The sequence below is a fragment of the Vibrio aestuarianus genome, from assembly GCF_028858425.1.
Lineage (GTDB): Bacteria > Pseudomonadota > Gammaproteobacteria > Enterobacterales > Vibrionaceae > Vibrio > Vibrio aestuarianus.
The window spans coordinates 55,443-70,019 of the sequence record NZ_JAKNYQ010000002.1; the positions used below are offsets into that span (position 1 = coordinate 55,443).

Consider the following 14,577-nt stretch of genomic DNA (forward strand, 5'->3'; position numbering starts at 1 on the left):
AGTTTTAGGGGGAAATTTACCACCCGTTGATAGCTTCAATTATGTTGGGATACCAATACACTCCTCTTATTAAATCCGCATTGATATTTCTATCCGTGCGGATTTAACCATTCTGTGGAATCGTTGCCATTTTGTAATCCCTTTTATTTAAAGAATTTATTTAAGTAAATAGCGGTATAGATCCCATTTCTTAATTGTTATTGTAAACGTTTCCAGCGTGGGTGTGTTTGATCACAGTAACGATTGTTTGGGATAGGTAGTATCCCTTTCGGACTTACAAATAAATTAATAAAAGGTATGTGTTGCGGTTTCTAGTTAGGGGAAGCGGTAATACGCCTAAAGGAAAAATTATGTCTGATAAAATTACTCTACAAACGAAGTTATCGTATGGCCTTGGTGCTTTGGGCAAAGATTTTGCCTGTGCACCAATCTATATTTTTTTAATGTTTTACTTTACCGATGTGGCTGGTCTATCTGCTGCGTTCGTTGGTACTATTTTTTTAGCTGCGCGTATTGTTGATGCTATTACCGATCCTATGATGGGCGTGATTGTGGACAATACACGCTCTAAGTTCGGCAAATTCCGTCCATGGATTGTGATTGGCACACTTTTAAATGCTGTTGTGTTAGTTGGTCTTTTCAGTACTCACATGTTTGAAGGGACAGCACTATACGTCTACGCAGCGGCAGCTTATATCCTGTGGGGGCTAACTTACACCATTATGGATATTCCTTATTGGTCAATGATCCCTGCTCTGTCTAGCTCTCGCCAAGAACGTGAAAAACTTGTGGTATGGCCACGCCTTTTCGCAAGCTTAGCTTGGTTTGTGACCGGTACATACGGTCTACATATTGTTGGCAAGCTGGGTAATGGCGATCAAGGTCAAGGCTTCTTTAATGTTGCGATGCTCATCGCTGTATTGTTCGTCATGAGTGCCTTTTTGATTGCTCGCAACGTGAAAGAAAAGCAGGCACCAACCAATGCAAAACCTGCTGAAAGATTTAGCTTTAAAGATGTATTGGTAATTATTGGTAAAAACGATCAACTAAAAGCGTTGATTGGCACAGTATTGTCATTCCAAATTGCTAACTTATTGGTGGGCGGCTTTGCCATTTACTATTTCTCTTACGCACTGGGTAATGCGGAGCTATTTCCGATTTACATGATGGTGGCTGGTGCTGCCGAAATTGCTGGTGTCTTCTTATTCCCACGTATTGCAGCCGCGTTACCTCGAAAAAATCTCTGGTTGATGGCGTGTGGTTTCCCTATTTTGTCATGCTTGGTGCTATTACTAATGGCACTTATTGCCCCAGGTAATGCAATGTTAATTGGTCTGGCTGGTGCTGCAATTAAGTTCGGTGTTGGTATCGCTAATGCTCTTCAAACCGTCATGCTGGCAGATGTTGTTGATTACGGTGAATACAAAACTGGTCGTCGTAGTGAGAGTGTGATTTTTTCAGTACAAACCATGTTGGTGAAATTTGCTGGTGCTGCAGGTGGTTTCATTGTGGGTGTTGGTCTATCTGTAGTTGGTTATGTGCCAAACGTTGAGCAGTCAGAGAGTACAATCATGGGGCTGCAATTTATGATGGTTGGCTTACCAGCAATTATGATGGCAGTCAGCGGTTTTGTTTATCAACGTTACTACCGACTTCACGAAGGTTTCAACCAGGAAGAAGAAAAGGAAATTGAAGCGCAATCTGAACACGTTGCTGCATCAGCGTAAGAATGTTTCCTCTATTGTGTAAGCGATGCAGCTATCGTTTATAGAACTGCAAATAAAAACCCCCGATGCTTGTACTAACATCGGGGGTTTACAGTGTAAAGTGTGATTAAACTTTAAAGCGAACCAACAAATTATAGAGCTCATGAGCTCGCCCATTCAGCGTTTGGCTACCGTGACGGTTCTCGTTAGCTAAATCGGCTGATTGACTACTTTGATCGGAAATGACCACAATACGCTCAGAAATTTCTTGCCCTACAATGCTCTGTTCTTCCGTTGCTGTTGCAATCAACGAGTTCATGTCCATGATTGTGCCAATTGAATCTTGGATTTTTTTCAGGGCATCTGAAGCTGCATTGGCTTCTTGAACCGTCGTTACGCTGCGGCTTTGGCTGGAATCCATTGCTTTTACGGCGGCATCCGATGCTTTTTTCAATTGCTCGATCATTTGATGGATGTCACCAGTACTTTCTTGAGTTCGGCTAGCTAATTTACGTACTTCATCGGCAACTACCGCAAAACCGCGCCCTTGTTCACCAGCACGAGCCGCCTCTATTGCAGCATTGAGTGCTAATAAATTGGTTTGTTCCGCAATATCTTGGATTACAGTAAGTGAAGACGAGATATTTTTCACATCACCTTCGAGTTTCGAAATAACGCTACTGGCTTCGGCTACTTCTTCTGCTAATGCCTGAACTGAATGGGCTGCTGATTCAACAATCCGATGGGCATCTAATGCATTGTCATCGGCATCTTTTGCTGATTGCGCTGCTTGACTTGCATTACTTGAAATCTCTGTTGCAGTGGTGGTCATTTCTGTCATTGCCGTGGCAACTTGCTCAGTCTCTTGGCGCTGACCTGCGGCGATAGTATCAACCTGTGTGGCGCGTTTGGTCATATTGTCGGTTTCATCGACGACCTGTTGACCGACTTGATTGACGCGTTTAATAATGTCTTGCAAGCTAGTAACAAACGCATTGAAGTTATCGCTTAATTTAGCAAATTCCGGTGCGTTGAATTTTTCCATTCTTGCTGTTAAATCAGCGTCGCCACTGGCAAATGAGCGAATAGAAGCATCAAATAACTCCAAAGGTCGCATTATGCTGCGGTTCAAAATAACCGCAAACACACCAACAATCGCGACAATAAAAAGACTGAACGTTGCAATAGTGAGCAAGCTTTTATCGAGCTGTTCAGAGGAGCGGGCGGCCATTTCATCCATCACGGCATCAACATCATCGGTGTAGAAACCTGTACCAATCATTAAATCCCACTGCGATAAATAAACAGAATAGCTCAATTTAGGTAAAGGTGTTGATTCACCAGGTTTGGGGAAATAATAGGTAGTGAAGGCATCTTTTTTAGCATTTTTAAGTAGGTCTTGTACCAGGTAGTTGCCATGAGAATCTTGTAGGCTCCAAAAATTCTCACCAACTCCTTTATCACTTTTACCCAGTAGTAGCCGATCACCTTTTGAGTTATAACCGAAAAGATAACCACTGCTACCAAAAGATATTTCTCGTAACACAAGCATCGCTTCTTCAAGAGAGGCGTTGCGTTGCGTTAATGGAGACAGAGCGGTTTCAGCAATTTGTAGATAAGATTTTAGTTCTGCGCGTTTCATATCCATCATGCTGCTGCGCGTTTCGGTTATCTGCTCGTTATTTAGCTTTTGAGTTTCGGAAAAGCTAAGGTACATCATACTCAATGAGATAATGAGCAGTGGAACAATAGACAGCACGTAGAGTCGTTGGCGAATCGTAAGGCTCATGGGGCACTTCCTGTGATAAATAAGGTTGTATTGAGTACTACCACTAACGTTTATATTGTTGTTTTTGTAAATTATAGAATAGTTTAAGTTTTGTGCTATTGCCGACAAATAACCTCAAAAAGTGAGGTGTTATCCATTGTTTTTTTTGAACAATGAATCTCGTGTATGGAGTTACATTTCCTTGTGATATACTCCCGCCCCGTTTTACCTTCCAAGAGCCAAATAGCCATGAGCATGAAAAATGAAATCCAACAACTAAACAACCGTTTAGACACTTGCCGTCATAAACTTGAAGCGGCTAAAGCTCGTGGTGACCAAGCAATGATCAGTAAATTTACCGATGAAGTTGAGCAGTTGACGAAGAAAATGGCTCAAGTGAAGCACAAAGACAACTACACAATGAACAAAGAACGTAAGAGCTTGCTTGATATGCCGTTCTCTCGCGAAATTACCAAAGCAGAACAAGCAGATTTAGGTAAATTGAAAAAATCAGTTAAGGGTTTGGTTGTGGTTCATCCATTGACAAAAATGGGTAAAGAATTACGTATTGAAGTGATGACGGGTTTTGCACCGAAGCCTTTTTAAGGTCGAATTTTTTCATTCGGGCAGTGCATCTATAGAATAGAAAAAGAGCCAGTTTTTACTGGCTCTTTTTGATCTAGTAACCCATTAATTGCAGAAGGTTTTCCGCTGTGCTGATAGCTTCTTTACGGTTGGCAATATTGAGTTTTTGGTACAAGTTGCGAATATGCGTTTTGATGGTCGTTCCCGCAACATCGAGCTCCTGTGCGATTTGTTCATTACTAAAACCAGAGTAGATAAGCCCGAGAACTTGCCATTCGCGTTGGGTAAGTGGACTGGTGCGAACTAACTCAGGGATGTTAGGGTGGTTGACTAATTTTTCAACGAACTCTTCGTCAAAATGAACAGAACGACTGCGTTGTGTGGTCGAGATTTCTTTCATTAACTGCTGAGCTCGATGACGTTCTAAGTCTCCTAGTTCTGAGCGAGAAGCGAGTTTCTCTAGTAGGTGGCCAATCTTTGCGCCATCAATCAAAAAGTTGCCGATCATGCCAGTTTGGTTGGTTAACTTAAGCGCTTCTTTTAACTTCTCTTTGGCCAGTTCATCATCATGTAATGTGGTGGCAAGAACGGCTTCAACGATTAAGTTTCGATTCGTATCGGTAAGAAGCTGATAAGTCGTCGCTTCACTTTGTAAGAAGGCGATCGTTTGAGCAGCTTCATCGAGCAGACCTAGGTGGATCTGACAGCGAGCAATGTTGCGCCATTGCAGTTGTGAGAAGTGGTTGCAGGCTTTCTCTGGTCGAATAGTGGCACCTAGCCACTGCTGCATCGCTTCATTATCCCCACGAGCTTGCCAGAATAGAATCAGAGACAAGGATGCGTTGGCTGTCCAGTCAACGTGGTAGGTTGACTGTTTGAGGAGATGCTGGATCTGCTCGATAAACTTCCCTGCTTTATCGAGTTCACCGCGTCCAATGGCAATTCGCGCGAGCATTGAATAGCTATGTAAGTGCTTACTTGGCGAATGATTGCCAAGGACTCGTAGACCTTTATAAGCGCACTCTTCAGCTTCATCTAAGCGATTCCAACACCATAATATTTGTGCTCGTATGCGCAGCAAGAATTCATGTAATGGAACTTGCTGCAGTTGTTGCTCTTCTATTAGTTTAAAGGCTACATCCTGCACTTCAAAGGCTGCTTGAACATAACCTTGAGCTATCAAAATTTCGCTTTGTTGTAATAAAGCCCAAAGAACTTGGTGGAATACTTGATATTGGCGACCAAGCTTTTCTGTCTGTTGCATCATTGACAAAGCACGGCTGAGTTGACCCAATACATGATTCACTTCACCAACTACTGACGTAGCCACAATGCGGCTTCGATAAACGGTATGGTCCAACTGGCTTAATGACAGTTCTGCAAGTTCTAATGCTTTTTCTGGTTCATTTTGGTTAATGGCGACTTGTGCACGCAGGGCATTAAATTCACCTTGTTCTTTGGTGGTGAGTTTAACATTGAGTGCGTTCATCTCTTTGTCTGCTTTGGCCAGCAGATCCCCCACATCGTTGTAGCGATGTTGGCTTTGGGCGAGCCAAGCTTGCAACATACACAATTTCGGTTCGCTGTAGAGTTGAGTGGGTGAGAGTTGATTAATTGCCTCTTCCAAAGTTGCGAGCTCACCTTGGTTAAACATTTTCCAACCGTATTGTGTCAAAATAGCGGCTAAGAGGTCTGCATCATTAGCTAAACGTGCATGCCTCAGTGCTTGATGTGGAGTCGATTCGGCTAGCCAAGCGTGTGCTGCTGCGCGATGCAGTTCCTGTTCTTGCTGGGGAATACGCGCTAGGCGCTCATGAGCGAGAAATTCTGCGAACAAATTATGGAAGCGATACCAGTTATGCTCCCCTTCCAATGGATAGATAAAGAGGCCATAGCGGTTTAAGGACTCAATCATACTCAATGCATCGTCACGCTTGGTAAGCGCGGTTACTAAGACATCATTAAAATGATCCAGTACTGAACATTGCATCAAAAATTGACGCGTTTCTTTATCGAGCAGATCAAACACTTCTTCCACTAAGTAATCCCAAAGATGTGCGTGATTAAATTGTGAGACGGATTCAGCCGTTTGTGCCAATGTGCGTTTTTGATGCTGAGCTTGCAGGGCAATCAATTGCAAAGCGGATGGCCAGCCTTCGACATAAGTTCGCAGATTATTTGCGGTGTCGTCATCGACTCCATCGGCGACGCGTTGATTGAAAAAGCGCGTGGTTTCTTCAGTATCAAAAGCAAGCAACCTATTGCCTATTTCGATCATCAAGTCGCGAACCCGCAGGTTTGCTGTCCCTAAAGGTGGGGTTGCGCGGCTAGTGACCACCAGGGTGAGGTTGTCAGGCATGTGTTTTAGGAAAAAACGCATTGCTTCATGAATTTCATCATCAGAGATTAAGTGGTAATCATCGAGCACCACATAACACTCTTTATTAAAAGCTGACATTTCGGCAAAGACTTCACTAAATAGTGAATGAAGTGACGAAAACTGACGTCGCTCTGCTAACTTCTGTGCATTGGGGCAACTGTGATGTGTTGCTTTATTAATCGCCTGCAACAGGTAGTTCATAAAGCGAAAAGCATCGTTATCGCTTTCATCAATGCTATACCAGCCAACGTTAGGTTTATCAGAGAGCCATTGTGCAGCCATGGTGGTTTTGCCGTACCCCGCAGGTGAACGAAATAGAACCAGTTTGTAGCAAGGCGCTTGGGCCAGTAGTTCGAGTACTCTTGGGCGAACGATGGCGTTGTGTAAGCGCCCAGGGCGAGTCAGTTTCGAAGGAATCCACATCTTCCATATCCCATTGGTAATGGTTACTTTATCAAAAGCACAATTACGCACTTTATTACGTAATTTATCATTTTGTGTTTAGTAAAAAGTCGTACTGTTAAACATTTTATATGGATAGTACTTGATGTTGAGTGGCGTGTTTATTGATCCATAACGAGATTTCTGTTGGATTCACACTTACCACCCATCTACGCCCTAGTTTTGTGCTCTGTGTCACCAAATTTTCTCAATTATGTGTTAAACAGAAAGTTGGTATGTACATCACTCAATGTAATTAGTGAGGTCGAGTCATTTTTTTGGGATATCCCTCTCATTATGAGTAATTGTTTATACCGCAATAAATTTTAGTTTTTAGCAATGAAGTTAAAGATATTGGTTAAGTGATGTGATCAGAATCACTCGTTATTCGAAGGATATCTCAACTAATGAGAGATGGATCACCGACACGATTGTGCTCCCCCCTCTACGCCCTGACTCCTCCTCCTAAATGTGCCTGTGAGTAGGAGGATGCCGAGCCTTTGATGGTGATGCACGATATGGCACAGATGGATTAAAACGGATAAGTGAGATTTCCCTGATGAAACCTACGCAACAGAAAAAATTCGATAAAGCTTCTTTCCAAAAGAACGTGGTAAAACACCTTACTGCAACTTATGCAACCAGCATTGAGCATGCCAGTAGCCGTACTTGGTACTTGGCGATGGGTCGTGCACTCGCAGAATTAACAACGTTTGACTTGCTTGAAACTGAGCAAGATGAGCGAATCGTCAACGCGAAAAGTTTGAATTACCTTTCTCTTGAGTTCTTGATTGGACGTTTAACGGGTAACAACCTGATCAGCATGGGTCTGTATGAACAAATTACAGAAGCAATGACTGAGCTAGGTCAAAACTTAACGGATCTTCTTGAAGAAGAGCGTGACCCATCATTAGGTAACGGTGGTTTAGGTCGTCTAGCAGCGTGTTTCATGGATTCGTGTGCTGCTCAAGAATACCCAACTGTGGGCTACGGTCTGCACTATGAATATGGTTTGTTTAAGCAGTCTTTCAAAGAAGGTCATCAGCAAGAAGCGCCTGACGCATGGCGTGGTGTTGAAGGTTACCCTTGGGAGATCGCTCGTCCAGATATCGCGCAAGAGATCGGTTTTTATGGTCACGTTGAAGTGGTTAATGAAAACGGTATCGAGAAGCGTCGTTGGGTTCCTGGTATGTATGTACAAGGTATGCCATGGGATTTACCAATTGTGGGTTACGAAAGTGATACGGTTTACCCTCTACGTTTGTGGGAATGTCGTGCGATTGCGCCTTTCTCACTAGAAAGTTTCAACAATGGTAACTACTTCGAAGCGCAGCATGCGTTAATCGATGCAGGCAACATCACCAAAGTCTTGTACCCAAATGATAACCATGAAAAAGGTAAAACACTGCGTTTGATGCAGCAGTACTTCCACAGTGCAGCGTCAGTACGTGATATTTTGCGCCGTCATGAAGCCGCCGGTCATGCGATTGCCGATCTACCTAAGTACGAAACCATTCAGTTAAACGATACGCACCCGACTATCGCTATTCCAGAATTGATGCGTATCTTGATCGATGAAAAAGGTATGGGTTGGGATGAAGCATGGGCGATCAGCTCTAAAACGTTCGCTTACACCAACCACACCTTGCTACCTGAAGCATTGGAAACGTGGAGTGAATCTTTGATTCAACGCTTGTTGCCTCGTCATATGGAAATCATTTACGAGATCAACCACCGCTTCCTACAAGAAGTTCGTGCTAAATGGCCTGGCGATGTCGCTAAACAGCAAAAACTGTCGATCATCCAAGATGGTTTCCACCGTATGGTTCGCATGGCAAACCTTTGTGTGGTTGGCTCTTACGCGGTAAATGGTGTGGCAGCACTTCACTCAGAATTGGTGAAACGTGATTTGTTCCCTGAGTTCAACGAGCTGTATCCAACTCGTCTGCACAATGTGACAAATGGTATTACACCGCGCCGTTGGTTGAAGTTCTGTAACCCTGGTTTATCCGCACTGATTACTGAAAAAATTGGTTCAGATTGGCCAGCACATCTTGATCAGCTTGAAGCGATTGCTCAGTACGCTGATGATGCCAAATTCCAAAAAGAATTTATGGCAGTGAAGAAGCAGAACAAACAACGCTTAGCTGATTGGGTTAAAGAGAACATGGATATCGAACTTGATACCAATGCAATCTTTGATGTGCAAATCAAACGTCTACACGAGTACAAGCGTCAACACCTTAACATGCTGCACATCTTGTCTCTGTATCATCGTTTGATCAATGACCCAACGTTTGATATGGCACCACGTGTGGTCTTCTTTGCCGCGAAAGCAGCGCCGGGTTACCACTTAGCGAAAGAGATCATTTACGGCCTCAACAAGATCGCTGAGAAAGTGAATAACGACCCTCGTATTGGTAACAAATTGAAAGTGGTCTTCATTCCTGATTACCGCGTGAGCATGGCTGAAATCATCATCCCTGCCGCTGACGTATCAGAGCAAATTTCAACTGCCGGTAAAGAAGCTTCTGGTACTGGTAACATGAAAATGGCGCTAAACGGTGCATTGACTATCGGTACGATGGATGGGGCGAACGTAGAAATTCGCGAAGAAGTGGGCGATGACAATATCTACATCTTCGGTTTAGAAGTCGATGAAGTGGAAGCAGTGAAAGCGCGTGGTTACAACCCATACGATTACTACAACGCTGATCCTCTACTGAAAGCGTCACTTGACCTGCTGTTAGGTGAAGAATTCACCCCAGGTGCTCCAGGTAAGCTGCGTGCTACTTTTGATAGCTTGCTTGATGGTGGTGACCCGTACCTAGTGTTAGCCGACTTTGCTTCTTACGTAAAAGCGCATGAAGCGATGGATAAGCAGTACCGTGATCAAGCTGGCTGGGCTAAGAAAGCGATTCTGAATACCGCATTAGTGGGCAAATTCAGCTCAGACCGCAGTATCAGAGATTACGTCAACAACATCTGGAAATTAGAAGCAGTTAAGCGTTAATTCTTAACTTAGCCAAGGCATTCGTGCCTTGGCTCTTTGCTTCTTTTGCAAATAAAAGTACTCATTTACAAAACACTACTATTAAAACCCTACAGTTTTGAAGGGTAAAGCAGTCCCTTCGGAGAGAGCGATGAAAGAACTAAACGCATTAAAACAAGTCGCTGAAATGGCGAAATTAGCCGACAGCTATGTGAGCGCGTGGGGCGACGAAGCGAAAGTGGAAGATGAAACCCTTATTCGCTTATTGGCGTCTTTAGGCTATGACACAACCAATGATGAAACGTTGCTGAAATCAGCAGAGAAAAAACACAAAAAAGATGTATTAGACCCAGTTCTCGTTGTCCGCGAGGGTGAGGCAGTGGAAATTCCACTGTACTTAGGTGTTAGCGCACGTGAAAGTGAATTTAACTGGCGCTTAGAAACCGAGCAAGGAGAGGTACTTGAAGGCTATCTTCAGTCGCAAATCGTTCGTGATGATCGTGCCGAGGGTGGCCCTCTAGTGTTCACATTGCCAAATGATTTGGCATGGGGTTATCACAAATTATTGGTGACGCGTAAACGTCGTAAAGCACCTTATGAGCTGACTTTGATCGTGACACCGCAAGCGTGTTACAAACAAGATCCAATTAGCCAGGGCAAAAAAATGTGGGGTCCAAGCGTTCAGCTTTATACTCTGCGTACGCAACACAACTGGGGTATTGGTGATTTTGGCGACTTGAAACAGTTGGTGTCAGATATTGCCTCTCGTGGTGGTGATTTTGTCGGTCTAAACCCAATTCATTCACTGTTCCCTGCAAACCCTGAAGGTGCAAGTCCATACAGCCCCTCTTCTCGTCGCTGGTTAAATATCCTCTATATTGACGTAAGCTCCGTACCTGAATTTGCCTTAAGCGCAGACGCGCAGCAAAAAGTGGGCAGTGCAGACTTCCAGCAACGTTTACAAAAAGTTCGTGAAGCGCACTGGGTGAATTACACTGAAGTGGCTGAACTAAAAATGAGTGTTTTGCCATTACTATTTACCGAATTCAAAAAGCGTCATTTAGATAAAGGTAGTGATCGTGCTCAAGCGTTTCTGAATTTTGTTGAAGAAGGTGGTGATAGTCTACTTCACCAGGCGACTTTTGATGCGCTTCATGTTGAATTACATGGCCAAGATTCTAGTGTTTGGGGGTGGCCTGTCTTCCCTGAGAAATACCGCCGTTTTGAAAACAGCGCGGTTCAGAAATTCATTACAGATAACCAAGACCAAGTACATTTGTACATGTATTTACAATGGATTGCTGACAGCCAAATCAATGAAGCTCAAGCCTTGGCGGAAGAAAAAGGCATGGCAGTGGGTCTATATCGTGACCTTGCTGTTGGTGTGGCTGACTCGGGCGCTGAGACATGGGCCGATGAAGGCAACCTAGTGCTTGACGCTAGCATTGGCGCGCCGCCAGATATTCTAGGCCCGCTAGGACAAAACTGGGGCTTACCACCGCTAAACCCACAAGTGCTTGAAGCAACGGCTTACGATGCGTTCATCAAACTGCTGCGTGCTAACATGAAGCACTGTGGCGCATTGCGGATTGATCATGTACTTGGTTTGCTGCGCTTATGGTGGATTCCAAAAGGTGAGAATGCAACCAAAGGGGCGTATATCTACTACCCAGTGAAAGACATGCTCGCTATTTTGGCTTTAGAATCACATCGCCATCAATGCAGTGTTATCGGTGAAGATTTAGGTACTGTTCCTGATGAAATCGTTGATATTTTGGCTGATGCTGGCGTTCATTCTTATAAAGTCTTTTTCTTTGAAACGGCTGAAGATGGCGGCTTTATTTCACCGAAACATTACGCGGCTCAATCGATGTCGGCCTTATGTACTCACGATATGCCTACTTTGCGTGGTTTCTGGCACTGTGATGACCTGAAAATGGGCAGTGAAATTGGTCTTTATCCTGATGAAGAACAATTGAATGCTCTGTTTGATGACCGTTTAAAATGCAAACAAGGGATCTTAGATTCAGTCGCATGGCATGGTTACCTACCAGAAGGGATTGGCCTTGATGCGAGCCTAGTGCCAATGGATTCATATTTGAGTGAGGCATTGCAACTTCACGTTGCCGCTGGTTCATCCACTTTGCTCAGCGTTCAGCTAGAAGATTGGCTCGAGATGGATAAACCGGTCAACATTCCTGGTACTGTTAACGAGTATCCGAACTGGAGACGTAAATTGTCGATGAACCTTGATGAGCTCTTTGGGCGTGAAAATGTTAATCGTATTGCTAATCGCTTGACTGAAGTTCGTGCAAGTGTGAGTAAATAAAGACTCACTAAGCCTCATTGTATTGGCTTAGTGTCATGTTTCTTTGTGATTGCACACAGAATTTTAGCGTAAGTCACTCAATGTAATCATGGAGTTCGGTACACTGTACTCCGCTAGTATGCCCGCCGGTTAGCGGGCATTTTTTTACTTTGAAAGAAAGTTAGGTTAGGAGTAGGGATATGAAAATAAAAAAGCTTTCAAAACAAAAGCAGGTATATAGCCAACTTTCTCATGCAGCATTTGCTGATCCGTTTTCATTTTTAGGCCCTTATCTGGCTCAGGATCAAGGGGCGTTACGTGTATGGATGCCGGGTGCAGATAAAGTCGAGTTGGTGATAGAAAATCAACCTCGAATTGAGCTCGAACGTGAGGAAGAATCTGGTTTTGTATTGAAATCTGACAGGGATTTACGTTTTACTCACTACCAATTGGCCATCGATTGGGCTGGCACTGAGCAGTTGATCGACGACCCGTATCAATACCATAGCTTGTACGCAGAATATGATGATCTTCATACACCGAAGTCGATGTACCATCATATGGGGTCGCAATTTATTACGCTTGAGCGTGATGGTAAACAGGTCTCAGGTACGCGTTTCTTGGTTTATGCTCCACATGCACAAGCGTGCAGTTTGATTGGTGCATTTAACGACTGGGATGGCCGTCGCCACCCAATGCAGCGTCTTGATTACGGTATCTGGGGCATTTTTATGCCTGATTTAGCCGAGGGTACCCAATACAAATTCGAACTTAAAGGTCCACATGGTGAAGGGTTGCCACACAAGGCGGATCCTTGGGGCTTTTATGCCGAGCAATACCCTTCTTTTGCCTCTGTGACGTACGATCATAGCCGCTATCAATGGCAAGATAGCGCATGGCAGACTCGACCTGTATCAGAAAAGCGCAAACAAGCGTTGTCATTTTATGAGTTGCATGTCGGTTCTTGGCGTCGTAATGAACAAGGTGAGTTCCTAAATTATCGAGAACTTGCCGAGCAATTAGTGCCTTACTTAGTTGACTTGGGTTATACCCACGTCGAATTAATGCCAGTTTCTGAGCATCCATTTTATGGATCATGGGGTTATCAACCGGTAGGTTTATTTGCACCGACCAGTCGTTTTGGTACGCCAGATGACTTCAAATACTTTGTCGAACAGTGCCACTTAGCTGGTATTGGTGTGGTACTTGATTGGGTTCCAGCACACTTCCCAGCGGATAGCCATGGTTTGGCTAATTTTGATGGTACACCACTGTTCCATGATCCAGATCCGCGTCGTGGTTGGCATCAAGATTGGAATTCGTATATTTACGACCTTGGGCGCGAACATGTACGCCGTTTCCTTGTTTCTAACGCTTTGTATTGGTTTGAGCAATTCCATATTGACGGTATCCGCGTTGATGCTGTGGCTTCAATGCTCTACCTTGACTACTCGCGTAGCCATGATCAGTGGATCCCTAATGTCGACGGTGGCCGAGAAAACTACGATGCGATTGCTACCTTAAAATGGATGAACGAAGAAGTGTATAAACACTTCCCCAATGCAATGACCATTGCTGAAGAGTCAACGGCGTTTCCTGGAGTCTCTGCGCCGACCTTTATGGGCGGTTTAGGGTTTGGTTTTAAATGGAATATGGGCTGGATGCACGACAGCTTAGCTTATATCCAAGAAGATCCTGTTCATCGCAAGTATCATCACAACACTATTACCTTCCCGCTTGTGTACGCACACAGTGAAAATTATGTCTTATCGCTATCACATGATGAAGTGGTGTATGGCAAAGGTTCTATCCATAATAAGATGCCCGGTGATGAGTGGCAGCAGACGGCGAACTTACGGGCATATATGGGTTACATGTACGGTCAGCCGGGTAAAAAACTTAACTTTATGGGCGCGGAAATTGGCCAAACAGCAGAGTGGAACCACGACGATCAACTGCAATGGTTCTTACTGCAATTTGAACGCCATCAAGGGGTACAAAATTTAACGCGTGATCTGAACACGGTCTACCAACAACAGAAAGCGCTATTTGAATTAGACAGTGAACCGCGAGGTTTTGAATGGCGTCTTCAAGATGCAGCCGATGCCAGTATTTTGGCTCATGAACGTATTAGTGAAGCGGGCGAACGAGTGTTGATTATCACCAACTTTACTCCCGTGCCTCATGAAGAATTCCAGCTAGGTATGCCTATTGATGGTGAGTATCAATTGCTACTCAATACCGACGATGAAAAGTATGGTGGCAGTGGCTTTGATGTCTTGTCATCTGCGAAAACGGAGGAGCTTGAAAGCGAAGGGTTGCCTCAATCGTTGCTATTAAGAGTCCCGCCGCTGGCGACCATTTTCTACAAATTGAATGCTTAAATTTACTCTGCAT

Annotated in this window: 7 protein-coding genes; 5 read left to right on the forward strand and 2 right to left on the reverse strand. The window is 44.1% G+C overall.

Annotated features, from left to right (window positions below):
* The first annotated feature begins 350 nt into the window (after positions 1–350).
* On the forward strand, positions 351–1,727 hold the full coding sequence (gene melB, locus MCT08_RS14000) for a melibiose:sodium transporter MelB (protein ID WP_274675481.1): 1,377 nt from the start codon (positions 351–353) through the stop codon (positions 1,725–1,727).
* A 106-nt stretch (positions 1,728–1,833) separates the two neighbouring features.
* Here the strand turns inward: melB and MCT08_RS14005 are convergent, their stop codons facing one another.
* A complete protein-coding gene (locus MCT08_RS14005; RefSeq protein WP_172532581.1) occupies positions 1,834–3,495 on the reverse strand; it encodes a methyl-accepting chemotaxis protein in 1,662 nt (553 codons plus the stop codon).
* A gap of 228 nt (positions 3,496–3,723) precedes the next feature.
* Between MCT08_RS14005 and MCT08_RS14010 the strand changes: the two genes are divergently transcribed.
* Entirely contained in the window at positions 3,724–4,080 is a 357-nt protein-coding gene (locus tag MCT08_RS14010) for a YibL family ribosome-associated protein (protein WP_053308917.1), read from the forward strand.
* A gap of 73 nt (positions 4,081–4,153) precedes the next feature.
* On the opposite strand, the gene malT is transcribed toward MCT08_RS14010, so the two are convergent.
* Positions 4,154–6,862, reverse strand: coding sequence for an HTH-type transcriptional regulator MalT (malT, locus tag MCT08_RS14015; RefSeq protein WP_274678697.1), 2,709 nt, complete (start codon positions 6,860–6,862; stop codon positions 4,154–4,156).
* 577 nt (positions 6,863–7,439) lie between these two features.
* Here malT and MCT08_RS14020 point away from each other — a divergent pair.
* From MCT08_RS14020 to glgB, 3 genes are all read left to right on the forward strand, one after another.
* Positions 7,440–9,893, forward strand: coding sequence for a glycogen/starch/alpha-glucan phosphorylase (locus tag MCT08_RS14020; RefSeq protein ID WP_053308915.1), 2,454 nt, complete (start codon positions 7,440–7,442; stop codon positions 9,891–9,893).
* 130 nt (positions 9,894–10,023) lie between these two features.
* Complete coding sequence (gene malQ, locus MCT08_RS14025) at positions 10,024–12,201, forward strand: 4-alpha-glucanotransferase (protein WP_261916110.1); 2,178 nt, start codon at positions 10,024–10,026, stop codon at positions 12,199–12,201.
* 179 nt (positions 12,202–12,380) lie between these two features.
* The gene (gene glgB / locus MCT08_RS14030; protein ID WP_274678698.1) at positions 12,381–14,564 is read left to right on the forward strand and encodes a 1,4-alpha-glucan branching protein GlgB; all 2,184 of its coding nucleotides are present in this window, start codon (positions 12,381–12,383) and stop codon (positions 14,562–14,564) included.
* The last annotated feature ends 13 nt before the right edge of the window (positions 14,565–14,577 follow it).

Bases quoted from the DNA above. Each gene is read 5' to 3' on its own strand.
- glgB (WP_274678698.1), top strand. From the start codon at position 12,381: ATGAAAATAAAAAAGCTTTCAAAACAAAAGCAGGTATATAGCCAACTT.
- MCT08_RS14005 (WP_172532581.1), bottom strand. From the start codon at position 3,495: ATGAGCCTTACGATTCGCCAACGACTCTACGTGCTGTCTATTGTTCCA.
- malT (WP_274678697.1), bottom strand. From the start codon at position 6,862: ATGTGGATTCCTTCGAAACTGACTCGCCCTGGGCGCTTACACAACGCC.
- MCT08_RS14010 (WP_053308917.1), top strand. From the start codon at position 3,724: ATGAGCATGAAAAATGAAATCCAACAACTAAACAACCGTTTAGACACT.
- malQ (WP_261916110.1), top strand. From the start codon at position 10,024: ATGAAAGAACTAAACGCATTAAAACAAGTCGCTGAAATGGCGAAATTA.
- melB (WP_274675481.1), top strand. From the start codon at position 351: ATGTCTGATAAAATTACTCTACAAACGAAGTTATCGTATGGCCTTGGT.
- MCT08_RS14020 (WP_053308915.1), top strand. From the start codon at position 7,440: ATGAAACCTACGCAACAGAAAAAATTCGATAAAGCTTCTTTCCAAAAG.